This is a genomic window from Shewanella algae, from assembly GCF_009183365.2.
Lineage (GTDB): Bacteria > Pseudomonadota > Gammaproteobacteria > Enterobacterales > Shewanellaceae > Shewanella > Shewanella algae.
The window spans coordinates 69,832-93,556 of sequence record NZ_CP068230.1; the positions used below are offsets into that span (position 1 = coordinate 69,832).

The 23,725-nt window shown below is 54.5% G+C and carries 23 protein-coding genes and 1 pseudogene; 5 read left to right on the forward strand and 19 right to left on the reverse strand.

Annotated elements, in window-relative coordinates; genetic code table 11:
- The first annotated feature begins 130 nt into the window (after positions 1 to 130).
- Complete coding sequence (locus tag E1N14_RS00310) at positions 131 to 2,131, forward strand: LTA synthase family protein (RefSeq protein ID WP_062793569.1); 2,001 nt, start codon at positions 131 to 133, stop codon at positions 2,129 to 2,131.
- Here E1N14_RS00310 and E1N14_RS00315 read toward each other — a convergent pair.
- Together E1N14_RS00315 and bioH are read right to left on the reverse strand one after the other, a co-directional pair.
- On the reverse strand, positions 2,083 to 2,586 hold the full coding sequence (locus E1N14_RS00315; RefSeq protein WP_044733444.1) for a hypothetical protein: 504 nt from the start codon (positions 2,584 to 2,586) through the stop codon (positions 2,083 to 2,085). The two genes, E1N14_RS00310 and E1N14_RS00315, sit on opposite strands and share 49 nt — an antisense overlap.
- A 38-nt stretch (positions 2,587 to 2,624) precedes the next feature.
- Positions 2,625 to 3,404 carry a pimeloyl-ACP methyl ester esterase BioH gene (bioH, locus tag E1N14_RS00320; protein ID WP_062793570.1) on the reverse strand — a complete coding sequence of 260 codons (780 nt, stop codon included), beginning with the start codon at positions 3,402 to 3,404 and terminating at the stop codon, positions 2,625 to 2,627.
- 226 nt (positions 3,405 to 3,630) lie between these two features.
- On the opposite strand from bioH, the gene E1N14_RS00325 reads away from it, so the two are divergent.
- Both E1N14_RS00325 and nfuA read left to right on the forward strand, forming a co-directional pair.
- A complete protein-coding gene (locus E1N14_RS00325; RefSeq protein ID WP_232785987.1) occupies positions 3,631 to 4,167 on the forward strand; it encodes a ComF family protein in 537 nt (178 codons plus the stop codon).
- A gap of 195 nt (positions 4,168 to 4,362) precedes the next feature.
- Complete coding sequence (gene nfuA, locus E1N14_RS00330) at positions 4,363 to 4,941, forward strand: Fe-S biogenesis protein NfuA (RefSeq protein ID WP_028780834.1); 579 nt, start codon at positions 4,363 to 4,365, stop codon at positions 4,939 to 4,941.
- Between the two features lie 56 nt (positions 4,942 to 4,997).
- Here nfuA and E1N14_RS00335 read toward each other — a convergent pair whose 3' ends face one another.
- Positions 4,998 to 6,338 carry an MATE family efflux transporter gene (locus E1N14_RS00335; RefSeq protein ID WP_062793571.1) on the reverse strand — a complete coding sequence of 447 codons (1,341 nt, stop codon included), beginning with the start codon at positions 6,336 to 6,338 and terminating at the stop codon, positions 4,998 to 5,000.
- Between the two features lie 19 nt (positions 6,339 to 6,357).
- Between E1N14_RS00335 and E1N14_RS00340 the strand changes: the two genes are divergently transcribed.
- The gene (locus tag E1N14_RS00340) at positions 6,358 to 7,413 is read left to right on the forward strand and encodes a polysaccharide deacetylase family protein (RefSeq protein ID WP_025010830.1); all 1,056 of its coding nucleotides are present in this window, start codon (positions 6,358 to 6,360) and stop codon (positions 7,411 to 7,413) included.
- Here E1N14_RS00340 and E1N14_RS00345 read toward each other — a convergent pair.
- The 12 genes from E1N14_RS00345 to E1N14_RS00400 all read right to left on the reverse strand — a co-directional run bounded on the left by E1N14_RS00345 (position 7,403) and on the right by E1N14_RS00400 (position 19,268).
- Positions 7,403 to 8,422 (reverse strand): protein-glutamate methylesterase/protein-glutamine glutaminase, encoded by a 1,020-nt coding sequence (locus E1N14_RS00345; protein ID WP_062793572.1) that lies wholly within the window; start codon positions 8,420 to 8,422, stop codon positions 7,403 to 7,405. The two genes, E1N14_RS00340 and E1N14_RS00345, sit on opposite strands and share 11 nt — an antisense overlap.
- Positions 8,423 to 8,424: 2 nt before the next feature.
- Entirely contained in the window at positions 8,425 to 9,297 is an 873-nt protein-coding gene (locus tag E1N14_RS00350) for a CheR family methyltransferase (protein WP_306440268.1), read from the reverse strand.
- Between the two features lie 10 nt (positions 9,298 to 9,307).
- Positions 9,308 to 11,893, reverse strand: coding sequence for a methyl-accepting chemotaxis protein (locus tag E1N14_RS00355; protein WP_025010828.1), 2,586 nt, complete (start codon positions 11,891 to 11,893; stop codon positions 9,308 to 9,310).
- An 18-nt stretch (positions 11,894 to 11,911) separates the two neighbouring features.
- Positions 11,912 to 12,463: a chemotaxis protein CheW gene (locus E1N14_RS00360; protein ID WP_025010827.1), complete on the reverse strand. Its 552-nt coding sequence runs from the start codon at positions 12,461 to 12,463 to the stop codon at positions 11,912 to 11,914.
- A gap of 12 nt (positions 12,464 to 12,475) precedes the next feature.
- Positions 12,476 to 14,581 (reverse strand): chemotaxis protein CheA, encoded by a 2,106-nt coding sequence (locus tag E1N14_RS00365; protein WP_025010826.1) that lies wholly within the window; start codon positions 14,579 to 14,581, stop codon positions 12,476 to 12,478.
- 21 nt (positions 14,582 to 14,602) lie between these two features.
- A complete protein-coding gene (locus tag E1N14_RS00370) occupies positions 14,603 to 14,965 on the reverse strand; it encodes a response regulator (RefSeq protein WP_025010825.1) in 363 nt (120 codons plus the stop codon).
- Positions 14,943 to 15,260, reverse strand: a complete 318-nt coding sequence (locus tag E1N14_RS00375) for an STAS domain-containing protein (protein WP_025010824.1) — start codon at positions 15,258 to 15,260, stop codon at positions 14,943 to 14,945. The genes E1N14_RS00370 and E1N14_RS00375 overlap by 23 nt, the downstream gene beginning before the upstream one ends.
- Before the next feature lie 105 nt (positions 15,261 to 15,365).
- Entirely contained in the window at positions 15,366 to 16,013 is a 648-nt protein-coding gene (locus E1N14_RS00380; RefSeq protein WP_025010823.1) for an SCO family protein, read from the reverse strand.
- A gap of 3 nt (positions 16,014 to 16,016) precedes the next feature.
- Positions 16,017 to 16,922, reverse strand: coding sequence for a heme o synthase (cyoE, locus tag E1N14_RS00385; protein ID WP_028780842.1), 906 nt, complete (start codon positions 16,920 to 16,922; stop codon positions 16,017 to 16,019).
- A gap of 13 nt (positions 16,923 to 16,935) precedes the next feature.
- On the reverse strand, positions 16,936 to 17,919 hold the full coding sequence (locus E1N14_RS00390; protein WP_025010822.1) for a COX15/CtaA family protein: 984 nt from the start codon (positions 17,917 to 17,919) through the stop codon (positions 16,936 to 16,938).
- Complete coding sequence (locus tag E1N14_RS00395) at positions 17,919 to 18,461, reverse strand: hypothetical protein (RefSeq protein ID WP_025010821.1); 543 nt, start codon at positions 18,459 to 18,461, stop codon at positions 17,919 to 17,921. Before E1N14_RS00395 ends, E1N14_RS00390 begins: the two co-directional genes overlap by 1 nt.
- Positions 18,462 to 18,521: 60 nt before the next feature.
- A complete protein-coding gene (locus E1N14_RS00400; RefSeq protein ID WP_025010820.1) occupies positions 18,522 to 19,268 on the reverse strand; it encodes an SURF1 family protein in 747 nt (248 codons plus the stop codon).
- Here E1N14_RS00400 and E1N14_RS00405 point away from each other — a divergent pair.
- Positions 19,240 to 19,458, forward strand: coding sequence for a DUF2909 family protein (locus E1N14_RS00405; RefSeq protein ID WP_025010819.1), 219 nt, complete (start codon positions 19,240 to 19,242; stop codon positions 19,456 to 19,458). The genes E1N14_RS00400 and E1N14_RS00405 overlap by 29 nt on opposite strands.
- On the opposite strand, the gene E1N14_RS00410 is transcribed toward E1N14_RS00405, so the two are convergent.
- From E1N14_RS00410 to coxB, 4 genes and pseudogenes are all read right to left on the reverse strand, one after another.
- A complete protein-coding gene (locus tag E1N14_RS00410; protein ID WP_025010818.1) occupies positions 19,455 to 20,330 on the reverse strand; it encodes a cytochrome c oxidase subunit 3 in 876 nt (291 codons plus the stop codon). The genes E1N14_RS00405 and E1N14_RS00410 overlap by 4 nt on opposite strands.
- The gene (locus E1N14_RS00415; RefSeq protein ID WP_025010817.1) at positions 20,327 to 20,890 is read right to left on the reverse strand and encodes a cytochrome c oxidase assembly protein; all 564 of its coding nucleotides are present in this window, start codon (positions 20,888 to 20,890) and stop codon (positions 20,327 to 20,329) included. The genes E1N14_RS00410 and E1N14_RS00415 overlap by 4 nt, the downstream gene beginning before the upstream one ends.
- A 1-nt stretch (position 20,891) precedes the next feature.
- A complete protein-coding gene (gene ctaD, locus E1N14_RS00420) occupies positions 20,892 to 22,502 on the reverse strand; it encodes a cytochrome c oxidase subunit I (RefSeq protein WP_025010816.1) in 1,611 nt (536 codons plus the stop codon).
- 18 nt (positions 22,503 to 22,520) lie between these two features.
- Positions 22,521 to 23,642: pseudogene (coxB, locus tag E1N14_RS00425) on the reverse strand (cytochrome c oxidase subunit II); the annotation flags it as partial.
- Positions 23,643 to 23,725: the final 83 nt, after the last annotated feature.

Consider the following 23,725-nt stretch of genomic DNA (forward strand, 5'->3'; position numbering starts at 1 on the left):
AATGAAACTTTATCGTAGCCTTTCTGTCATAATGACGCGGCAAATCGGCTCGGGCAAAGAGTTGGCGTGCGGTTAAACCTCAATTTTTATATCAACCACCGAGATACAAGAGTGGCAAGGATTTTAGGGCATGAAGTTTTCCCATCTTAAGTTTACGGGGCCGTTTCGCGGTGTACTGACTTTCAGTTTATTGGCTCTGTTATGCCTGATGTTGAGCCGAATTGGGCTGGGGCTTTGGCAATATGAACGGGTAACTGCCGTTGGTGGTTGGAGCCATATGTTGTTGCAGGGGCTGCGGGTCGATGTGGCCATGCTTTGTTGGCTCTGGGGCGTTGTGGCACTGGGTACTGCCTTGTTTGGCGGCGATCATTGGCTTGGGCGTTGCTGGTCTTGGATACAACGTCTATGGCTGACTCTCGGGCTTTGGTATTTGCTGTTTTTGGAGCTGTCCACACCCTCCTTTATTGAAGAGTACGGTGTCAGGCCTAACCGTCTTTACGTCGAATATCTTATTTACCCCAAAGAAGTGCTCTCCATGCTCTGGAGCGGCCGCAAACTGGAGCTGATCCTCTCTGTGGTCTTGTCCGGAGTCATCCTCTGGGGCGGCTGGAAACTCTCAGGTTACCTCGGTCGCAATTGTCGTTTCCCCAAGTGGTATTGGCGCCCTGTGCTCGGTGTGCTGATCATTGTCTTGTCACTGGCGGGGGCCAGATCCAGTCTCGGTCACAGGCCGTTGAACCCAGCCATGGTGGCCTTCGCCGATGATCCGCTCGTCAACTCGTTGGTGGTCAATTCCGGTTACTCTCTGGCCTTTGCCATCAGCCAAATGAATAACGAGGCCGACGCATCGCGGATCTATGGCGATATGGACAGAAAGGAGATCTATCAGATAATCCGCCAGGAGAGTGGCCGTGCGCCTGCTGACTTCATATCAGACAAATATCCCAGCCTGAGCCAAAATCAGGCCAGCTATCGCGGTAAACCCAAGAATATAGTCATCATATTGCAGGAGAGCCTGGGAGCTCGTTTCGTTGGCAGCCTGGGAGGCTTACCACTGACACCCAATCTGGATGCCTTGGCCGATGAGGGCTGGTATTTCGAGAGCCTGTATGCCACGGGTACACGTTCGGTCCGCGGTATAGAGGCGGTGACCACAGGCTTTACCCCCACGCCGGCGCGCTCTGTGGTGAAACTCGGCAAGAGCCAGAGCGGCTTCTTCAGCCTGGCGGAATTACTGCAGGCTAAAGGGTATTCCACCTCTTTTATCTACGGTGGTGAAAGCCACTTTGACAATATGCGCAGCTTCTTCCTCGGTAATGGTTTCAGCACTATCGTCGACCAGAAAGATTATCGTAAACCTGCCTTTGTCGGCTCCTGGGGCGCTTCGGATGAAGATTTAATGCGCAAGGCCGATTCAGAGTTCAAGCGGCTCCATGCCGAGGGCAAGCCTTTCTTTAGCCTGGTGTTCAGCTCCAGCAATCATGATCCCTTTGAATTCCCTGATGGCCGTATCGAGCTGTATGAACAACCGAAACAGACCCGCAACAATGCTGCCAAATATGCCGATTACGCCATAGGTGAATTTTTCCGCCTGGCCAAAGAGGCTGACTATTGGCGTGATACCCTGTTCCTGGTGGTGGCCGATCATGACAGCCGGGTTTCCGGGGCCTCCTTGGTGCCTGTGCCCAGATTCAGGATCCCGGGCTTGTTGCTGGGTGATGGAATAACGGCCAAACGGGACTTGCGGGTAGTGAGTCAGATAGATCTGCCGCCAACTCTGTTGTCTTTAGCCGGCATAGATGCCACTTACCCCATGTTGGGGCGGGACCTGTCAAAGGTGCCCGATAGCTGGCCGGGCAGGGCCTTGATGCAGTACGACAAGAACTTTGCCTATATGCAGGGCAATAAGGTCACCATATTACAGCCGGAGAAGGCGCCTGCGACCTTTGATTATGATCCAGTTAAGGAACAACTGCATACAGCACCGCTCGCAGAACCTATGGCTCGCAAGGCTCTTGGGCTAGCGCTTTGGGGTAGCATGGCGTATCAGGAAGGTTTATATAAGTTGCCGCCAAAGACGGATCAAACCAATGCTGAAATGCCGGCATCGGGCAGGGGCTCAGTACGCTGATGGTAGAAGGTGTCGATTCTCTGCCCCAGCTCACGATAAAACTGCGGCGCTTCATTCGGCATGGGATGGCGCTCGGTACTTGATTCGATGGCGGGCTTGGGAAAAGCAGCGGCTTCTAGTTGACGGTTGCGGATATCGCGGCGATCCAGGGCCGGCTTGCTGACCAGATTCAGCTGCAGTGGCTTACTGCCTTGGCGCTGCTGTTGTTCCTGTTGCTGCTGTTGTTGACCGGATTGCTGTTGGCGCTCCTGGACTCTGTCGGCCAGTCTGGCCTGTTGCTGCGCCGAGTCTGCAGTGCGTTCGTGCTGCGGGTTGAAGGCCCTTTCTTCATGGCCTTTACTGGGTTGCTGCGGCGGAATGACCGGCGGTCTTTGCTGACTCTCTACCCGAGCGGCATCGGTCGCGGGATTACTGGTCGCGATCGGTACCTGTGGATAGTGTGAGACGAGCTGCATAGGGTCATTCCTTACATTGCTGTCCAAATAATAGTCAATCAGGGCAAGGAATTAAAGTCTTTCTCTGTTAGCCAGCTATTTAGCCCCTGAATAAACTCCTGAGGATGGGAAATAAAGGGGGCGTGTGATGCCTTGGCCAGCAGTAAATCTGTGGTTGATGCGTTACCCGGCAATAGGTTAGCGACTCTTCTGGGCACCAGCCCATCCAATCTTCCCCAAACCCTGAGCCAGGGAAGGGCGAGCCGTTCCAGTCCGGGGCGCAGATCCACCTTGGCCAACATCTCCAAACCCTGCGCAAGAGCCTGTTCATTGGCTAGCGGCCGCGCCAGAACCAGCTCGCGAATAGTGCGAATATCGTCGCGGGCGCTATCACTGCCCATGGATTGGATTGCCAGAAACCTTTCTATGGTTCGCTGCAGATCCTGTTGCAGTTGCTCGGCAAACTGAGTCAGCACATTAGGTGCTATTCCTGGCCATTGGTTATCGCTCCTGGCCATAAAGCAAGGAGAGGAGGCGACAGTGATAAGCCCGGCAACTCGTTCTGGAAAGCGCTGAGCTACTCGGGTGGCAACCAGGCCACCAAGCGACCAACCCAACCATACTGCCTGCTCTGGCAGAGCAGCCACCAGAGCGTCCACCCAGTCGTCAAGTTCCCCGTCAATGGCCTGGCTAAAACCAAATCCCGGCAGGTCGACACTGTGGACTCTATACTGAGACAAGCCAGGCAGCAGGGGATGAAAAACGGCACTGTTGACGCCCCAACCGTGGAGCAAGATCAGATCCCGTCCCTGTCCCTGGCTTTCGATATGCAGACTCACTGAAACACCTCATGGAAGACTTGTTATGTGGAGCCCTCTATTGGCAGGATGCCGGGCCCTATTGGCCGCCAGTTTACCCAACCGTTGCCTACTGTGTCACCAGCAGATCCCGTCAGCCAGTCAAGGTTTGTGTGCCTGCTGTCTTGCGGCCACCTGCTACCGACAACCTATTTGCCTCGGCTGTGGCCGGGAGTTGACCGTCATTGCACGCTTTTGTGGTTCCTGCATGAAACACAGTCCTATCCCTGTTGTGGCCCCGGCCAGCTATCACTCGGCATTGGGGCCGCTTGTCGGCCGAGTCAAATACCAGCAGGATTTCGCCCCTCTACCCGCACTGGTTAGGGCCTTGTCTTGCAGGGTAAAGGCATTGACGGCAGCCGGACTTATCTGTTGGCCACAGGCCTTGGTGCCTGTTCCTTTGCATCCGGCGAGGCTGCAACAGCGGGGCTTCAATCAGGCCTGGGTGATTGCATCTATGCTGAGCCAAGAGTTGGCGCTGCCGCTGGAGGATTCTTTGTTGCTGCGGATAGCGGATACTGCGCCACAGGCCGGCCTCAGTGGTAAGGCCCGCAGGCGTAATCTGGCCAAGGCGTTTGCCGTGAGCGGGGCACCAAAGTGGCAACGATTGGTGTTGGTGGATGACGTGGTGACGACAGGCACCACTATCCGGGAAGCCGCCAAGGCTTTGGCTCCCTGGTCGCCGGATGTTCAGGTTTGGTGTTTGGCCAGAGCCGAAGCGCCTGGGTTGAACCATAGCTCCTGAGCGGTTATAGGCGGTAAGTATGGTGCCAACTAAAGATCAAGATCCGGCCTGGAATTGTGGAAGATAAAATCGAGATCCCGACAACAAAAAACTCAGCTCTATCGCTTTCGGGACTACAAAGCGCATGACAGTCGGAGTATGATAGCCCTAATTCTTACTAATTTACTCAGGTTTACCCTGACGGAGCAGGTTGTCATGATTACCATTTCCGAAGCAGCTCAGGCGCACTTTGTTAAACTCCTGGATGGTCAGCCGGAAGGCACTCATATTCGGGTCTTTGTTATCAGCCCTGGGACTCCTCAGGCTGAATGTGGCGTTTCATATTGCCCACCGGATGCGGTTGAAGCCGACGATATCGAGCTGGAGTTTAATGGCTTTAAGGCCATGGTCGATGAAAAGAGCGCTCCTTTCCTGGAAGAAGCCAGCATTGATCTGGTGGCCGATCAGTTAGGTTCACAACTGACTCTGAAAGCGCCCAATGCCAAGATGCGTAAAGTGTCTGACGATGCTCCGCTGACCGAACGCTTGGAGTATATGATCCAGGCCGAGATCAACCCCCAGCTGGCTAGCCACGGCGGTCACATCATGCTGGTGGAGATCACAGATGACGGCGTGGCGGTACTGCAGTTCGGCGGTGGTTGTAACGGTTGCTCCATGGTCGATGTGACCCTGAAAGACGGCATCGAGACTCAGTTGCTGGAGCGTTTCCCCGGCGAATTGACCGGTGTTCGTGATGTAACAGATCACCAGCATGGCGACCATTCTTACCAGTAATACTGGTACAGGTTCCAAAGAAAAGGACAGTTCAACACTGTCCTTTTTTATTGCCATCAGGCAGGAATAAATTGCCGCCGACGCCAGAGGAAGTGCAGCCCCAGGCTCAGGCTACGCGCCAGCATAAAGGCGCTCATGGCGGCCCATAGAGCATGGTTACCCAAGGGTTGCAACATGAACCAGACCGGGAAAAATACTGCCAAACTGGCGAAAATCATGCTGTTACGCATCACTTTACCCTTGGTGGCACCAATATAGACACCGTCAAATAGATAGGAAGCAAATGCCAGCAGCGGCAGGGCGATAAGCCATGGCAGGTAGATCAATGCGACCTGACGCACCTCGGGAATATTGGTCAGCATGCCGATGAGCTGCTCACCGAAAATCCAGAAACAGCCGCTGAACCCCAGCGCTATGATGGCCGACCAACTAAAGGCCAGGGAAACCGCCTGTTTGAGCGCGTCCAGGTGTTTTTGACCCGTGGTGCGGCCCACTTCGGCCTCGGCATAGTAGGCGATGCCATCCAGGGCGTAGGAGATCAGCAGCAACATATTCAATAACACGGCATTGGCCGCGACAGTTTCATCGCCGAGCCCGGCACCCTTGAAGGTCATAAAGGCGAAGGTGGCCTGCAAACACAAGCTGCGGATAAAGATATCCAGGTTCAGGCTCAAGAGGCGACCAAAGTCGCGGGGATGTAACTGCCCGAGCAGCTCAGCAATAGGCGGCAGATTGAACAGTTTTAACTGGCGCAACACCATGGTGCAGGCTACTGCGCAAGCGGTCATATCGGCGATGACGGATGCCAGGGCCGCGCCTTCTACGCCCCAACCCAAACCTATAACAAACAGCAGATCCAGAGCTATATTGGCACAGTTGGCGATGATCAACTGCCACATGGCGGCCTTGGGTTGCTGACGGCCCAGCAACCAGCCAAGTAGAGCCAGGTTCAGCAATGCAAACGGGGCCGACCAGATACGAATGGAAAAGTAGCTCGCGGCGTAGTGACTGACCTGCTCACTGGCATCGGATAAACTGGCAGCCAGGCTGAGTATCGGCCCTTGCAACAGCAGAGCCATCAAGCCGAGGAAAAGTGCCAGCGTGCCGGCCTGCATCAACAGCTGCAGTTGCCGAGGCTTGTCATCGGCGCCATAGGCTTGGGCAACCATGCCCGTGGTGGCCATACGCAGAAACCCCAGCAACCAGAACAGCAGTGTTATAATGGTCGAACCAACGGCGACGCCCCCGAGATAATAGGCGTCACTCAAGTGCCCTATGACAGCCGTATCCACCAGACCCAGTAGCGGCACAGTTATGTTGGACAGTATCATTGGAAGCGCCAGCGCAAACAGCTGGCGGTTTTTTTGCCTGTCGAACAGGCCAATGCTGGTGGTCATAATTTCTCAGAGGTTAATGATGTTGAAAAAGCTGTGCTTTTTGCTCTGCAGTTGTCTTGGGCTAATAAGTTCACCCGTCCTGGCGGCAGTCATTCTACAGTATCACCATGTTTCTGACAGCTCGCCGGCCAGTACCAGTGTGACTCCGGCCCAGTTTCGGGAGCAGATGCAGTATCTGGCGGATCATGATTTCAATGTGGTGCCGCTGACCCAAGTAATAGAGGCGATTCGTCAGTCCAAAACGCTGGCACCGAGAACGGTTGCCATCACCTTCGATGACGGTTACCTCAGCATTGCCGAGGCCGCTCACCCAATACTGAAAGAGTTTGGCTTTCCCTACACACTGTTTGTGGCGATAGAGCCGATAGAAAAGGGTTACCGTGAGATGATGAGCTGGGAGCAGCTCAGAACACTGGTGGCAGAAGGCGCCGAGATTGCCAACCACAGTTGGGGGCATGAGCATCTGATCCGCCGCAATGCCACCGAAACCGAGGAGCAGTGGCTGGCGCGAATCGAAGCCAACCTGCTTGAGACCGAGGCCCGAATTGCCAAAGAAACCGGCGACAACCTGAAGATACTCGCCTATCCCTACGGCGAATATAACAGCCAGTTGGAGGCCTTGTTGCAGCGTCTTGGGTTTGTTGGCTTGGGGCAGCAGTCCGGTGCGGCAGGCCCTCACTCTGCTTTGACCTCTTTGCCGCGTTTCCCCGTGGCTGGCGCCTATGCCGATATGAATGCTCTCAAGGTGAAACTGCATAGCCTGAATATGCCGGTGCAGGCCATCTCCCCCAGTAACCCTGAGTTACCTATGGGTCAGTGGCGGCCCGAACTTGAGGTGACTCTGGACATGAGCGATATCAATCAGTCGCAGCTCATGTGTTATGTACAGGGGCAGGGCGCCAAGAAACCTCAATGGTTGTCGGCGAATCGTTTCCGTATTCAGGCTGAACTGGACTTGCCTCCGGGGCGATCCAGATACAACTGTACCGCCCCCAGCAAACGTCACGGCAGCTATTATTGGTTTTCCCAGGCATGGGTTAGGCCAAAGGATGACGGCAGCTGGATCAAGGAGTAGTCAGTAATTTCAACAGCCTGGCCGGGATATTCGCCAGTGGCAACTGCTCGTTGCAGGCATTGAGTGCCACTGCCGAGCCAGGCATACCCCAAACCACAGAACTGGCCTCATCCTGGGCTATGGTGTGGGCTCCCGCCTGATGCATTTTCAGCAGGCCTGCCGCACCGTCTTTACCCATGCCCGTGAGTATCACCCCTATCGCCGACTTAGCGGCAATCTCGGCAATGCTGTTGAACAGCACATCCACCGAGGGCTTATGGCGGTTGACGGTTTCCGTGTCCAGCAGCCTGGTGTAGATATGGGCCCCACGGCGCTCGAGTACCAAGTGGGCATGGCCCGGTGCCAGATAGGCAACGCCCTGAGTCAATCTTTCCCCGCCCTGAGCCTCTATCACTTCCATTCTGGCGTGTTGGTTGAGGCGGCGGGCAAATGAAGCGCTGAAGGCCGCGGGAATATGCTGGGCTATGACTATGGGGGGGGTATTGGCTGGCAGCGGTGCCACTACCCGTTGAATGGCCTCAGTACCGCCGGTGGAAGCGCCTATGGCTATAATACGGTTTTTGAGTTTGGCATCACCGCTCAGTGGTGCAGTGCTGCCTTGTTGAGGGGTGACATGGCTGGCGGCAGCCAGATGCACCTTATCGATCAGCTCTTGCTGATAGTCCAGAAGCCTATTGGTCAAGTCCTGTTTAGGCTTGGCGATAAAGTCGACCGCCCCGAGGGATAAGGCCTCCAGGGTTACGTCGGCGCCGCGCTCGGTCAAGGACGACACCATGACTACAGGCATGGGCCTTAGGCGCATCAAGTTGCGCAGAAAGGCCAGGCCATCCATCTTGGGCATTTCCACATCCAGGGTCAGTACATCAGGCTGCAGCGCCTTAATCATCTCTCTGGCTTCGTAGGGGTCCTCGGCGCAGCCGACGACATCTATGTCTTGGGCCTGGCTGAGCATATGACTCAGCAACTGGCGTACCAGTGCCGAGTCGTCAACAATCAGAACTTTTACCATGATCAGTATGGCTCCTTGCTTCCTGAGACATGGGACAGCCGCGGCAGAGTCGAATCCTGATGCCGCAGGCGATAAGTGGTTTGAGCGACGGTTTCAAACTCACGGGAGATATTGGTCAGGCTTTCCGAATGGCCAATAAATAACACACCATCATCGGCCAGGAGTTTTCTGAAACCGGCCACTATCTTCTGCTTGGTGCTCTGGTCGAAATAGATCAGCACATTACGGCAGAAGATGGCATCGAATGGGCCCTGCATCGGCCAGGGCTCCAGTAAGTTGAGCTGCTTGAAGAAGAGTAATTTTTTGATCTGGTTGCTAATACTAAACTCTTCCGCTGCGCCTTGCAGATAGTGGTGCCATCGTTCAGGGATGGCCTCCATTCCGGCCAGGGGATAAACTCCGGCTTCGGCTCTGGCCAACACATTGGTATCGAGATCGGTTGCCAATATTTTCAGGTCCCAACCCGAGGCGGCTGGAAAGTGCTCTGCCAAGGTCATGGCTATGCTGTAGGGCTCTTCACCGCTGGAGCAGGCTGCCGACCAAACTCTCAGCCTGCGTTGCTTGCGCTGCTGCCAATAGGGCACCAGTTCGGTTTCCAGAAAGTTGAAGTGGTGCCGCTCACGGAAAAAGGAGGTCAGATTGGTGGTCAACGCGTTGATAAATGGCGCCAGTTCCAGAGGGTCGCTTTGCAGCTTGAGGCAGTATTCCCCGAAGTTGGCCAGCCGCAACAATCGCAGCCGGCGGCTGAGCCTGGAATACACCATATGGCGCTTGCGCTCGGGTAACACTATCCCTGTGTGTTGGTAGGCCAGCTCGCGGATGATGCCGAAATCCGCGGCTGTCATCGGGAATGCCTTCTCTTCATCGAAGCTCAATCAGTATCTCCTAGAACTCGCTCCACTCTTCTGAACTGACACGGATCTTGGGGGACTTATCCCCGGCGATCAGGGTCAGGGGCTTGCCGGCGCCCTTTTCCAGATTGGCGGTATTGAAGAAGCCCAATTGACGCTTCATGCTTCTGGCCTGTTCGGCCATGGCATCGCCTGCTGCCGAGACCTGTTCCACCAAGGCGGCGTTTTGCTGAGTCATTTCATCCATCTGCGATACAGCCTTATTGACCTCCTGGATCCCAACCGACTGCTGCTCTGCGGCTATGCTGATCTGGTTGATCATGCCGGCTACCTTGGACACGGCTTGCACTATCTCCTGCAGGGTTTCACCGGATTGATTGACCAACTGGGTGCCATCTGTGACCTTGTTGACGCTGTCGCGGATCAGCTCCTTAATCTCTTTGGCGGCACCGGCGCTGCGCTGTGCCAGGTTACGTACCTCTCCGGCCACTACGGCAAAACCACGGCCCTGTTCTCCGGCTCTGGCAGCCTCGACCGCAGCATTCAGCGCCAGCAGGTTGGTCTGAAAGGCGATTTCATCTATCACGCTGATGATGTCGGCAATGCGTTTGCTCGAGGTGTTGATCTCCTCCATGGCGCTGACAGCCTGTTTGACTACCTTGCCACCTTCGCCTGCCTTCTCGCTGGCCTCCTGGGCTAAGTTGTTGGCCAGAGTGGCATTTTCGGCACTTTGCTTCACAGTAGCTGTCATCTCCTCCATGCTGGAGGCGGTTTGCTCCAGGGAGGCGGCCTGCTCTTCGGTACGCTGGCTAAGGTCGGCGTTGCCCTGAGCTATCTCTTCGGCTCCTGAGGTGACGGTATTGGCTGAGTCATTGATGCCCCCAATCACTTCGGTCAACTTACTGATGGTGGCATTGGCATCTTGCTGCAGCTTGGCAAACTGACCCTGATATTCGCCGTCGAGCTTACGATCCAGTTGCCCCTTGGCCAGGCCATCGAAGATATCGGCGATTTTGGAGATGACATTGTCGGCTATGCCTACCAAGCGGTTGAGGCCGTTGGAGAGGTTAAGGAAGAAGCCTTCCTTGTTGTGAATATCCAGGCGGCGGCTCAGGTCGCCGTCGTTGGCCGCCGTGATAATGGCGTCAATCTCCTGCTCTATGGCCACTTCATTGGTACGGTCGGCCCACTCAACCACAGTGCCAATTCGTCCCTGTTCCGGGTCCAGTATCGGGTTGGCTATGATTCTGAAGGTACGGCCGCCAACTTGCAGCTGGCTGTCGTAGGTTTCGGTCAATCCGGCGAGAATACTGCGCTGGTGGCTGGGGACTTTGTGGAAACCATCGATATTTTGTCCCAGCAGTTTGCTGGCATTGAACTTGGGCAGGTCGCGGAGAATATCTTTCTCGGCTGCCTGAAACATCTGCTGCACAGCCTGGTTGAGGTAGATGATATTGCCGTCGTTATCCGCCACCATGGTATTTGAACTGACATTATCCAATGCCTGACGAATGCGGGCATTTTCGGCCGACAGCTGTTTTTCCTGTTGCTCTCTGGCCAGGCTGGCGGTGATATCCTGCCACTCCACAACTGTGCCGGTACGCTTGCCCTGTTCAAATACCGGGGTGGCAATCAGGTTGAATGTCAGCCCGGCCACCTTGATGCGGGTGTTATAGCTGTCGGTGAGCTGGTCCAGCAATTGTCGCTGATGCTCAGGATGGCGATGGAAGATATCGATATTGCTGCCAATCAGCTTGCTCATGTTGAAGGCCTGCAACTCCTGTTGCAGCTTTTGCTCATTGCCGGCCAGCATTTCATTCAGTGAGTCGTTCAGGTAGATGATGTTGTAGTCGGTATCGGCGACCATCACATTGGCCTGGCAGACATTGAGAGCCTGCTTGATGCGGGTGTTCTCTGTAGCGCTTTGCTGCTCCAATTGTTGTTTGCTAAGGGCTTCGGTGAGATCCTGCCATTCGACCACAGTGGCAATACGCTGCTTGTTTTCGTCGAATACCGGCGAAGCTATCAGGCTGAAGGTGCGACGACCTACCTTGATCTGAGTCGAGTAGACCTGCTCCAAGCCGGCGATCAATTTCCTTTGATGCTCAGGGTTGCGGTGGAAAACATCCATATTGGCGCCCTGCAGCTTGTCGGCCTGGAATTTGGGCAATACCTCTTGAATGTCGGCCTCGGCGTCCTGCATGGTTTGTTGCAGCGAGTGGTTGAAGTAGAGAATATCACCGGCCGGATTGGCCACCATCACATTGGCCTGGCAGATATCCAGAGCCTTGAGAATGGCTTGCTGCTGTTGCTGGCTCTGACGCCAACGGCTGAGCTCGTCCAGCAGTGGCTTCCAGCCCGGCAGATCAAGCTCGGCAAACTGCTGCGTGCCGTCTTTCAGCAACCGCTGCAGTTGGTTGATGGCGCTATCCAGGGTGCCTTTGTGCTTGAGTGAGTGCAATAGCCCAAGCAGTATGCAAACCAGTGTGACGCCCTGCAGAATAATAATGATATTGGGATCCTGGCCTAGCAGCATGAGCGCCATTACGGCGATGCCCGTGATTAAGCCAAGCAGATTCCAGGGATTGCTGTTGATTATGTTGGCATTGGCGGCATCCATTCTTCTTTCCTCGATGTCTTAAAGGTTGGCAGCCTGAGGCTGTTCCAAGTCCAGTTGCTGCAGCAAACTGGAAAGTTGTGATGCATCCGGCAGCACTTCATTACCGAGTAACATATTGATATTCAATAGTATGACCATCTTATCGGCCACACAGGTGAGCCCATGGATGAAACGCATGTCCGTGTCCTGGCCAAAATCGGGCGCACTGCGGATCTCTCTCTGGGTGATACTGAAAACATCGGAAACGGCATCCACCACTATGCCCATCACCTTGTGCTGTTTATCCAGGCGCACTTTCAGCACTATCACTACTGTGGTTGGGCCATATGCCAGGGTCTTGATACCGAACCTTTGACGCAGATCTATGATGGGGACTATGGTGCCGCGCAGATTGATCACCCCTTTGACATGGGGCGGCGCATTGGGAATAACCGTGGTTGCTTCCCAGCCACGGATCTCCTGCACCGAGAGAATATCGACGCCATATTCCTCATCGGCCATCATAAAGGTGAGGTATTGCTGTGATTGATCTTCCGCAGCTGCCGATGTTGCAGGGTTGGATTCTGTCATTGCGCTTCCCTTCTAGGCTGCATGTTCCTGAGTTTGATTGAGGCCAGACATGGTCACGAGTCCGGGAATATCCACTATCAGCGCCACCCGGCCGTCACCGAGAATGGTGGCACCGGACACCCCGGGCACTTTGGCGTAGTTGTCTTCCAGACTCTTGATCACCACTTGTTGCTGCGCCAGCAACTCATCGACCAGCAGGCCGACTTTTTGGTTGTTGTTGTCCACCACCATCACCAGCCCCTCTTTGACCTCTTTGGCCTGAGCCTGGTGATTGAACTCCTGATAAACGCGGATGACCGGCAGGTACTCGTCTCGCAGGCGGATCACTTCGTGTTCTTCAGACAGCTTGTTGACCTTACTGCTTTCCACTTGCAACGACTCATAGATGGAGACCAGCGGCACCACATAAGTATGCTCGCCGACCCTCACCAACTGGCCGTCGAGAATGGCCAGGGTCAAAGGCAAGCGAATGGTAAAACGGCTACCCTTGCCGGGCGTCGAGGCCAGCTCTACACTGCCGCTGAGTGCTTGAATGTTGCGTCTGACCACATCCATACCCACGCCCCGGCCAGAGAGGTTGGAGACGCTGTCGGCGGTAGAAAAGCCGGGTTTAAAGATGAGTTGCTGAATCGCCTCTGTGCTGAGTTCCTCTTCAGCGCCGACCAAGCCTTTATCTCTGGCCTTGGCGAGAATTCTGCCGGTATCCAATCCGGCGCCGTCATCGGTTATTTCTATGACGATATTGCCGCCTTGATGGAAGGCGTTGAGGGTGATCCTGCCGGTTTCCGGTTTACCCTTGGCACTGCGCACGGCAGGGGATTCAATGCCGTGATCCAAAGAGTTACGTACCAGATGCACCATGGGGTCGACAATTTTCTCCATCACTGTCTTGTCCAGCTCTGTCTCCTCACCTTTGAGGATCAGCTCAACCTTCTTGCCCAGCTGCTGACCTATATCGCGTACCAATCGGGGAAAACGGTTGAAGGCGAAGCTGATAGGCAGCATGCGGATCTGCATCACGCTTTCCTGCAGATCCCGAGTGTGATTGGCCAATTGCTCCAGCCCCTGCTGCAGTGACAGCAGAGCGTTATCGTCAATGCGTTCCTGTTGGCCTATCTGCCCCAGCATAGCCTGGGTGATCACCAGCTCACCCACCATATTGATCAGCATGTCTATCTTGTCGGTGCTGACCCGGATAGAACTGGTTTCCGCCGTTTTGGCAACAGCCTTGCCGGACTCCACTTTGGCTGTGGTGGCTGCGACCTGTGTCTCTTGGGAGGATGGGGCAGAAGTCGAGATAGGGGCTTGTTCCTGCGGAGACACACCTTCGACAAGCTGTGCCTTGGCGGGTAACTGCTGATAATGGATTTCACAGTCGTCCTCGACCCACTCAAACACCTCTTTTATCCGCTCAAGTGGCGCCTCTGTGTCGAGTTGCAGCTGCCAATACAGACGGCAGGATTCGGGGTCCAGGTCTTCAAACTCAGGCAGTTCCTGCGCTGGCAGGCTGACCTTTAGCTCACCCAGCTCGGCGAGTTCGTTGAACATCAAAATGGGGTCGTTGCCGCATCTGAGAATGTCGGCGCCGGCATGGAAATCTATCTGCCAGCTGAGCCCAATATCTTTGGTTTCAGACTCTTTGGTTTCAGAATCTTTGGTTTCTGATGCTTTGGTTGATGACTTTTCATTATTTTGGCTGGCGTTATCCGGCGCATCTTCGACCCCGGCAACTTCGGACAGCTCCTGATTGAAGCGGTTTTCCAGCTCCTGTTGCTGGGGTGATTCAAAGCTTTGACCTGCCATCAAGGCCTGCAGCATGTTGCGCAGCAGATCCACCGACAAGAGCAACATATCCTGATGATTGGCGGTCATTTCCCGGCGGCCATCACGGATTTCATCCAACAGGGTTTCCAGCAAGTGGGTGAATCCGGCGACCTGGTTGAAACCAAAAGTGGCGCTGCCTCCCTTAATCGAATGGGCGGCACGAAAAATGGTATTTATGGTTTCCGGATCCGGTTGCTGCACGTTCAGTTTCAGCAGCTCAGATTCCATGACCTCCAGGCCTTCGAGGCTTTCTTCAAAGAACACCTGGGTGAATTGGCTCAGATCTATGTCCATATATCCGCTCCTTGCCGGAGGCTAACCCAATACTTTGCGAACCGTGGCCAACAGCTGATCCGGGTTGAAGGGTTTGACTATCCAACCGGTGGCTCCGGCGGCTCGTCCCTGTTGCTTCTTGTCTGTGGTCGACTCTGTGGTCAGCATCAACATGGGCACAAACTTGTAGTTGGGCAGCTCGCGCAAGTTACGTATCAGCTCGATACCATCCATAATTGGCATGTTGACGTCCGATATCACCAGGTCAAACTCTCTGCCTTGGGCTACTTTCAACGCTTCCTCGCCATTGTTGGCTTCGGTCACGTCGAAACCTGCTGTCTTGAGAGTAAAGCTCACCATTTGCCGCATGGAGGCTGAATCATCAACTGCGAGGATTGTCTTCATTGAGCGTTTCCTTTTCAAAATCCGAATCGAGTGTCGGGATCCTGATACCCAGGCGCGTCAGTTGAGCGATAAAGGCGGGTTGAGCCTGTTGCCATGACAGTTTCAACCCTCGCTTGTCGCAACTCAGAGCAAACAGGTACAGCAACTGGGCGCCGGCAGTATCCACCTTGTGCAACTCACCGGCATCCAGGATCAATTCATCGACCCGATGCAAGAGCTCCAATAGTTTTTGGTAGAGTGGCTGAATATTGCGAATGCTTATTTCTGAACCCAGTGCCAGTGTGTCGATGGACATAGTGCTTCCCTGTTTTCCCAACACACAAAAGATAGTCGGCAAATTTCACTTCTGCCTCTTTTCAAAAGAAAAAATGGTATATGAATGACTAGGCTCTTTAGGGGGTTAGTGAGGCCCTTGATACTGAGTAACCAGAGTGCGAAAGTCGGCCAGCAGTTCATCGTTGCGGATTTGCGGCAGTTGTCCGGGTGTCTGTGAACTGGGCTTGATGGTGGCGTAGCGGCGGCCGTCGGGCGAGATCAGGATCAAAGAGGCGCTGTGATCCACTTGGTAGTCAGGGCCATCGCCGACCAGTGAATACACCAGGCCCAGATCGCGGCTGAAGGGCAATAATGCCGGGTGCTCGGCCCGCAAACCTATGAACTCGGGATTAAAGAAGGCCAGGTAGTCTTTGAGTTTGCTTTGGCTGTCACGCTCAGGGTCGACACTGAGCAGTATCACCTGTATTGGTGCCACTTGTGCCAGTTTCGGGTAGACGGCACTGAGTTTGCCAAGGGTGGTGGGACATACGTCCGGGCAGGAGGTGTAACCGGCGAAAATCAAACTCCATTTCTGTTTTAGCTTGTCATTATCGAATTGATGACCGTTTTGGTCCTGCAACTTAAAAGGTTGCAGAGGCCTTGGGGTTTCATATTGAAAGCTGGTTTGTAGTGCCTGCGGCGGCTGAGACGAAGGTCGGTGAAACAGCTGCACACTGGCCAAACCGCCAAGACCTATGAGCAAAATACCCGCCACCAAGATGCGTTTCTTCATGATTCAACTCCAGAGGTAATGATCCACAAGCAGGGCAATAAACAGCAGCATTAGCTGATAGATGGAGAAACGGAACACGGCCATCGCCAGCCCGGGGCGGTCGGCAAACTTGAGTTGCCAGGCCTTGTAGATAAACAGGCAACTGAGAATGGTGGAAGCCAGCAGATAGACGGGGCCACTCAAGCCAACCAAAACCGGCAATAAGCAGGCGATGGCCAGCAGAAGGGTGTAGAGCAGAATACAGGTCTTGGTAAATTCTACCCCGTGAGTCACAGGCAGCATGGGGATATCCACCTTGGCATACTCTTTTTGACGGTGAATGGCCAAGGCCCAGAAATGAGGTGGAGTCCAGGTGAAAATAATGATCACCAACAGCCAGGCGTGGCCGTGAAAGTCATTGGTTACCGCCGTCCAACCCAGCAGTGGCGGCATGGCACCGGCAAGGCCACCTATCACGATATTTTGGGGGGTTGCCCGCTTTAAATAGGCGGTATAGATAAGGGCGTAGCCAATCAGGCTGGCACAGGTCAACCAGGCGGTGAGTGGATTCACCAGCCAATAGAGTAGGGTAAAGCCCGCCAGTCCAAGCAAGACGGCAAAGCTCAAGGCCCGACTCACGCTCACTCGTCCCTTGGGTAAGGGGCGGTTATAAGTGCGGGCCATCAGGCCATCAATGCGTCGATCGATAAGGTGATTCAAGGCGGCCGCCGAGCCAGCCATCATGGCAATTCCCATTAGCCCGGCAAGCAAGGGCTGTAGGGGGACGGCACCGGGCAACGCCAGGCACATGCCCACCAGGACGGTGAGCAGCATCAGCGCCACCACCTTGGGCTTGGTCATTTCCAGGTAATCGCGCCAGGAGATCTCTGTGCGGGTCGCGTCCTGGGCTATGGAGAGTAGTTTGGCCATAAACAGTCCCTCTTCAGGCTTTACGCCAAAGCGCATAGTTGATGAATACCAAAGTCAGCAGCAGCAGGGCTGCACCGCCGTTATGGGCAACCGCCACCGGCAGCGGCAGATGCAGCAAGACGTTGGCCAGGCCCAATGACAGCTGTAATCCCAGCACTAAGGTGAGTACCAGAGCCGAGCGTTTCAGGATGCTTGAGTCGGCTCTGCGCCAGAGCATGAATGCCAGGGTGAGTACTAGTATCGCGGTCAGCAGGGCACCTATTCGGTGGGCAATATGTATGGTCATCCGGGTGTGATAATCCAATACGCCGAACTCAAAGCTGGGATGCTGCCCCTGAAAAGGAGAGAAGGCATCTGCCAGACGTAGGTTGTTGCTCCAGTCACCTTCGCAGATAGGCAACTCTGTGCAGGCCAGGGCGGCGTAGTTGGAGGAGGTCCAGCCGCCAAGCATAATTTGCAGTACCACAATGGCCAGCGCCACCATGGCCAAAGGCGCCAAGGTGCGGGCTTTGGGATCGCCATCCGGGATTTGCAGCGGCCGGAGCCTGAGATACAGCAGCAACAACAGCGAAAACAGGGTGAATCCCCCGAGCAGGTGAGACATGACCACGACGGGCATCAGTTTCATGGTCACAGTCCACATTCCCAGCAGCGCTTGAAATACGATCAGTGCGGCGATCAGTCCCGGCAGCGTCTTCGGGGTTGTGCTGCCACGCCAACTCTGGATCAAAATAAGTAATACCAGAATCCCCAGCGAGCCGGCCACATATCTGTGGATCATCTCCAGCCAGGCTTTCTTGGGTTCTATTTCTTGTCCCGGAAAGTGGCGTTCGACATGAGCCAATTCATGGGCCTGAGAAGGCACCTTGATATGGCCATAGCAACCGGGCCAGTCGGGGCAGCCAAGGCCGGCATCCGACAGCCGGGTGTAGGCGCCCAACAGGATTACCGTCAGAGTGCAGATGAGGGTCATCTTCAGTAGCAAGTTCAGTTTCATCAGCCCACCCTCGAGAGTTTCAACAGCTTGCGCAGGTCGCTGACCAAGGCCTTGCCCTGCAGGAGTTGGCCCTGGTGATCCACTACCCCCGGATAGGCCAACACCCAAGCGCCCAGAGGGTCGACTATCACCAACATCTGCTGCTGTAATGGATTCTCGGCGGTCAGAGGTTTATCCAGAGTGACTCGATGAAAGTCGTTGTTTAGCGGAGCACCCGTGTCGCTTTCCCGGTTGATGAAAATCAGGGTGTCGACCCTGTCCATCTCGGCGCCCAGCGCCGTATGGCTCTGCTGCAATATGTAGAGCCGTTCCTGGCATAGTTCATCGCAGTTGGCCGGTATCAGGTATAGGACTTGCCAACGGCCGGGAAGCGGGTTGTCTAGCCCAAGTTGCTGATAACCCAGATTAACCGGCAGCAACTGGCCCTTGTTGGTGGCTCCACCTTGATATAGCTCGAAGCTCAGTACCAGTTTTGCCAGTATCACCGGCAGGGCAAAGGCCAGCAGTAGTATCAAGAGTGGTCTTTGGGTTCGGGAGTTCATCCTGGCTCCTCTTGCTGTAATTGGGCGTTCTGAATTCAGCTCGCCCTATGGTTAGTGTGGTTAGTGTCGATTCAGTTTCCAGCGCCACCAGACAAGCAGTAACAACAGGGCGGCAGCCATGGAAAACCACTGTAGGGCATAACCCAAGTGTTTTTCAGCCGGCATGGGCAATGGTTGCCAGGGTCTTGGCAAGTCTACACCTTCCAGCTGAACCGGCTGCAACACGGCCTGAATCAGTTTGTGCCCAAGCAAGTGTTCGAGCTGTGACCAGTTGAGATTCTGTATTCGCTTGGGCCAACCGGCTTCGGCCAAGAGCTCCTGGCTCAGTGGGTTACTGCCCTTTTGCCACAATCGGCCTTCGAGGGTGAGGCGTGGCGGTAATGGCAATATCTCTGGCAGTTCACTGCGTTTTTCTGGAGCTGGGATAAACCCCAGCTCCAGCAATAACCAGGGTTGCTCCGGCTCAACTTGCAGAGGTTGCAGCAACAGGTAGCCCACTCGTCCTTGGTACACCTGGTTGTCCAGCAGCAATTGCTTACCGCTCAATATATTGGCACTCAGCTGCAGTTTCTGCCCTGTGAGCCGGCTGCCAGGGTCTTGCCTCAGCAGAGCTGAAAAACTGCTTGGCCCCGCATCTGCTTTGGCAGCAATCTCCTGAGCCAATAGTTGCTTTTCTTCAGCGCGCTGCAGTTGCCAGAATCCCAGCTTGACCATGAGTAGAAACAGCCCCAAAGTAAATAACAGTGCAAGGTAACGCCCCCAAGGGATGGGAGAGTGAATGTCAGTCAGTTTTTTCTTTAAAGTCATATTGGTACTGCTACTGCTGTTCATCATTTTCAACCTTGGTCGCGCCCTGTGGATCATGGTGCGCGGCGATTCATCTGTTCCCATGAGCCGTTTTCTTGGCCGCCGGGTGTTGTTTTCGGCGCTGGTGGTTCTTTTGTTGCTGCTGGCATTGGCGCTGGGGATTATTTCCCCCAATCCCCGGCCTTACTAAAGCACATACACAAAAACAAACAGGCATAGCCAAACCACATCGACAAAGTGCCAATACCAGCTGCCGGCCTGAAAGGCAAAGTGACGCTCAGCGCTGAAGTGCCCCTTTAAAACCCTGAAAAACAGCACCAACAGGAATAGTGTGCCCAGAGTCACATGCATACCGTGGAAACCTGTCAGCAGGAAGAAGGTGTTGCCATAGACACCGGACTGCAGCGTCAGCCCCAGCTCAGTGTAGGCATGGACATATTCCTCTCCCTGCAAGATTAGAAAGGCCAGTCCCAGCAAGATGGTGAGTCCAAGCCAGAGGGTTAAGGCGGTGCGTTTGCCTTTCTCTAACCCCAGGTGGGCAAAGTGCAGGGTAATAGAGGAGGTGAGCAGAATAATGGTATTGAAAAGAGGTAAACCATTCCAACCCATGGCTTGGGTTTCAGTGCCGTTCGGGGTTTTAAGTAAGGGCCAGCCTGCGCTGAATCCAGGCCAGAGCACTTCGTTGGTCATAGCATTGTTGGATGCGCCACCCAACCAAGGCACAGCCACCATACGGGCATAGAAGAGGGCGCCGAAAAAGGCCGCAAAGAACATCACCTCAGAGAAGATGAACCAACTCATTCCCTGACGAAATGACCTGTCCATCTGTGGCGAATAGAGACCACTCATGGATTCATGGATCACGTTTCTGAACCAGCCAATCAGCATGAACAGAATGACGGCAATCCCTGCCAGCAGTACATAACTGCCATGGCCACCGTCAGACTTGAGCTGGGATACATAAGTACCGGCACCATAGGCGATAAGGAAAAGCCCCAATGCGCCGACAATCGGCCAGGCGCTTTGAGCCGGAACATAATAGTGTTCATGTTTACTGGTCATTTCGCTGCTCCTTGCTCCAGGGCATCGGATATCTGTCTATCCGTGATGTCATAGAGGGTGTAAGAGAGGGTCAGAGTGCTGATGGAGTCCGGCAGGTCCGGATCCACGTAAAACACCAGCGGCAGCTCGGCACTGGCATCGGCAGCCAGCGGCTGCTGATTGAAACAGAAGCACTCGGTTTTATTGAAGTAGGCGGCGCCTTGTCCCGGTGAAACGGAAGGGATTGCCTGACCTATCTTGTATTGGTGTGACAGGTTGCGGGCCAGAAAGCGGGTATGGGTCAACTGGCCGGGATGCACCTTGATACGGGTCACTTCCGGCTTGAACTCCCACGGCATTCCCTTGGCCACCTGAGAGATAAACTCCACAGTGACCAAGCGGCTGTTATCCACTTGGGCACTATAAGTGGCGGCGCTGGTGTTGGTCTTGCCATTGATCCCCAACTGCTGACAAAGCACGTCATAGAGCGGCACCAGGGCAAAGCCGAAGCCGAACATGGCTACGGCGCCAAGCAGCAGCAGGCGTACCAGTTTACGGTTGTCGGGGCGGGAGTCTGTCATATCACTTAATCTCCGGCGGAGTGCTGAAGGTGTGATAAGGCGCCGGACTTGGGAGTGTCCACTCAAGCCCCTGGGCTCCTTCCCAAGGTTTGGCCGGAGCCTGGGCGCCACCACGAATACACTTGATCACCAGTACCAGAAATATCAGCTGTGACAGGCCAAAGGCAAAACCGCCAATGGAGACAATCTGATTGACATCGGCAAACTGCACCGAGTAGTCGGGGATGCGTCTGGGCATACCGGCCAGCCCGAGGAAATGCATCGGGAAGAACAACACATTGACCGAAATGACCGAGCACCAGAAATGCCACTTGGCCAAGGTCTCGCTGTACATATGCCCGGTCCACTTGGGTAGCCAGTAATAGGCGGCGGCCATGATGGAGAAGATGGCGCCGGTGACCAGCACATAATGGAAATGGGCAACCACAAAGTAAGTGTCATGGTATTGGAAGTCGGCTGGGGTGATTGCCAACATCAGGCCGGAGAAGCCGCCTATGGTGAAGAGAATAATAAAGGCACAGGCGAACATCATAGGGGCTTCAAAGCTGATGGATCCCCGCCACATGGTGGCAACCCAGTTGAATACCTTGACCCCGGTTGGCACAGCAATCAGCATGGTGCAGTACATAAAGAAGAGTTCGGCAAAGACAGGCATACCTGTGGTGAACATGTGGTGTGCCCACACCAGGAAGGAGAGGATTGCGATGCTGGCGGTGGCGTAGACCATTGAGGCGTAGCCAAACAAAGGTTTGCGACTGAATGCCGGAATGATGGCCGAGATGATGCCGAATGACGGCAAGATCATTATGTACACCTCGGGGTGGCCGAAGAACCAGAAAATATGCTGGAACATCACAGGATCTCCGCCGCCGGCGGCATCGAAGAAGCTGGTGCCGAAGAATTTGTCTGTGAGTACCATGGTCACGGCACCAGCCAATACCGGCATAACGGCTATCAGAAGGAATGCGGTGATAAGCCAGGTCCAGACGAACAGGGGCAGCTTCATCCAGTTCATGCCAGGTGCGCGCAGATTCACTATGGTGACTATCACGTTGATCGCTCCCATGATTGAGCTTATCCCCATGATATGTATTGAAAAAACAAACAAGGCTGTGCTGTCGGCACTATAAGTGGTCGACAATGGGGCATAGAAGGTCCAGCCAAAATTGGGGCCGCCACCTTCCATAAACAATGAGCTAAGCAGGATTAAGAAGGCGAAGGGCAAAATCCAGAAGCTCCAGTTGTTCATCCTCGGCAGCGCCATATCCGGCGCACCTATCATCATGGGGATCAACCAGTTGGCCAGACCGGTAAAGGCCGGCATCACGGCGCCAAAAACCATGATAAGGCCATGAACTGTGGTCATTTGGTTAAAGAAGTTGGGCTCGACCAGTTGCAATCCGGGCTGGAATAATTCAGCACGGATCACCATGGCCATGGCGCCCCCTATCAGGAACATGATGAAGCTGAACCAGAGATAGAGTGTGCCTATGTCTTTATGGTTGGTGGTCAGCAACCAGCGCATGATCCCCTTGGGGGCGTGATGATGCTGGTGTTCCTGTTCAGCGATTTCCTGAACGCCGGCTTCGGCATCTTGACTGAATGAGTTCATCTTCTCCCCCTACTGCCCGTGGTTATTGACGTCGGCGGCTTGCACAGTGTCGCCTGTATTATTGCCCCAGGCATTACGCTCATAGGTCACCACAGCAGCCAGTTCCTTGGCGGTTATCTGTTTGCCGAAGGCCTGCATGGCGGTGCCTGTCTTGCCATGGATCACTATGTCCAGATGGGCAGCGATTGGGCCTATGGCAATAGCACTGCCCTTGAGCGCCGGGAACACCCCTTGAAGTCCGGCGCCGTTGGGCTGATGACAGGCGGCGCAACGCGCCATATAGATCTGTTCGCCAAGCGCCATGGCCTCATCATGGCTCATGGTCTCACTGAGGGCCGCCTGAGCTTCTTCGGCGGCCGTAGCCGCGGCTTGTTTCTGTTCCGCCATCCAGGCGTCAAACTCATCTTCTGCCAGTACCTTCACCACAATCGGCATAAAGCCGTGGTCTTTACCGCAAAGCTCGGCACATTGGCCGCGGTAGATCCCCGGTTTGTCCACCCGGGTCCAGGCTTCGTTAATAAAACCGGGATTGGCGTCTTTTTTGACGGCAAAGGCGGGCACCCACCAGGAGTGGATCACATCATCTGAGGTCATCAGGAATCGGACTTTGCGATTGATGGGCAATACCAAAGGCTTGTCGACTTCAAGTAAGTAGTGCTCGCCCTTGGCTTCCTGGCCTTCTATCTGGGATCTCGGCGTTGCCAATATGCTGAAGAAGTCGATGTCTTCGCCGAAATAGCTGTAGTGCCATTTCCATTGCGAGCCGGTGATCTTGACCGTCAGGTCGGCATCACTGGGATCTTCCATGGCAATCAGCGTTTTGGTTGCGGGGATTGCCATCAGGATCAGGATTAAAAAGGGGATAAGCGTCCAGGCAATTTCTACCTTGGTACTTTCATGGAATTGGGACGCGACTGCCCCTTTGGACTTCCTATGGTTGAGCATGGCGTAGATCATCACGCCGAATACGACCAAACCTATGGCGCAACAGATATAAAGAATGATCATGTGCAGGTGATACACCTTGCCACTGATCTCAGTTACCCCTTGAGTCATATTCAAGGGCATATCTGCCTGAGCGCCTGGAGACAACAAGCTGACGCACAACAAGGTCAGCAAAACACACAGCCATTGCTTCACAAGACATCTCCTCTGTCAATTGCATTCGCAACTACAAAGAAGAGTCACACAGTAAGTCTTTGCTCTATGCAAACTCTTCAGTT

Excerpts from the sequence above, each read along its gene's own strand:
- E1N14_RS00310 (WP_062793569.1), top strand. The coding sequence starts at position 131 with ATGAAGTTTTCCCATCTTAAGTTTACGGGGCCGTTTCGCGGTGTACTG.
- E1N14_RS00315 (WP_044733444.1), bottom strand. The coding sequence starts at position 2,586 with ATGCAGCTCGTCTCACACTATCCACAGGTACCGATCGCGACCAGTAAT.
- E1N14_RS00325 (WP_232785987.1), top strand. The coding sequence starts at position 3,631 with ATGAAACACAGTCCTATCCCTGTTGTGGCCCCGGCCAGCTATCACTCG.
- nfuA (WP_028780834.1), top strand. The coding sequence starts at position 4,363 with ATGATTACCATTTCCGAAGCAGCTCAGGCGCACTTTGTTAAACTCCTG.
- E1N14_RS00335 (WP_062793571.1), bottom strand. The coding sequence starts at position 6,338 with ATGACCACCAGCATTGGCCTGTTCGACAGGCAAAAAAACCGCCAGCTG.
- E1N14_RS00340 (WP_025010830.1), top strand. The coding sequence starts at position 6,358 with ATGTTGAAAAAGCTGTGCTTTTTGCTCTGCAGTTGTCTTGGGCTAATA.
- E1N14_RS00345 (WP_062793572.1), bottom strand. The coding sequence starts at position 8,422 with ATGGTAAAAGTTCTGATTGTTGACGACTCGGCACTGGTACGCCAGTTG.
- E1N14_RS00355 (WP_025010828.1), bottom strand. The coding sequence starts at position 11,893 with ATGGATGCCGCCAATGCCAACATAATCAACAGCAATCCCTGGAATCTG.
- E1N14_RS00360 (WP_025010827.1), bottom strand. The coding sequence starts at position 12,463 with ATGACAGAATCCAACCCTGCAACATCGGCAGCTGCGGAAGATCAATCA.
- E1N14_RS00365 (WP_025010826.1), bottom strand. The coding sequence starts at position 14,581 with ATGGACATAGATCTGAGCCAATTCACCCAGGTGTTCTTTGAAGAAAGC.
- E1N14_RS00370 (WP_025010825.1), bottom strand. The coding sequence starts at position 14,965 with ATGAAGACAATCCTCGCAGTTGATGATTCAGCCTCCATGCGGCAAATG.
- E1N14_RS00375 (WP_025010824.1), bottom strand. The coding sequence starts at position 15,260 with ATGTCCATCGACACACTGGCACTGGGTTCAGAAATAAGCATTCGCAAT.
- E1N14_RS00380 (WP_025010823.1), bottom strand. The coding sequence starts at position 16,013 with ATGAAGAAACGCATCTTGGTGGCGGGTATTTTGCTCATAGGTCTTGGC.
- cyoE (WP_028780842.1), bottom strand. The coding sequence starts at position 16,922 with ATGGCCAAACTACTCTCCATAGCCCAGGACGCGACCCGCACAGAGATC.
- E1N14_RS00390 (WP_025010822.1), bottom strand. The coding sequence starts at position 17,919 with ATGAAACTGAACTTGCTACTGAAGATGACCCTCATCTGCACTCTGACG.
- E1N14_RS00395 (WP_025010821.1), bottom strand. The coding sequence starts at position 18,461 with ATGAACTCCCGAACCCAAAGACCACTCTTGATACTACTGCTGGCCTTT.
- E1N14_RS00405 (WP_025010819.1), top strand. The coding sequence starts at position 19,240 with ATGTCAGTCAGTTTTTTCTTTAAAGTCATATTGGTACTGCTACTGCTG.
- E1N14_RS00400 (WP_025010820.1), bottom strand. The coding sequence starts at position 19,268 with ATGACTTTAAAGAAAAAACTGACTGACATTCACTCTCCCATCCCTTGG.
- E1N14_RS00410 (WP_025010818.1), bottom strand. The coding sequence starts at position 20,330 with ATGACCAGTAAACATGAACACTATTATGTTCCGGCTCAAAGCGCCTGG.
- E1N14_RS00415 (WP_025010817.1), bottom strand. The coding sequence starts at position 20,890 with ATGACAGACTCCCGCCCCGACAACCGTAAACTGGTACGCCTGCTGCTG.
- ctaD (WP_025010816.1), bottom strand. The coding sequence starts at position 22,502 with ATGAACTCATTCAGTCAAGATGCCGAAGCCGGCGTTCAGGAAATCGCT.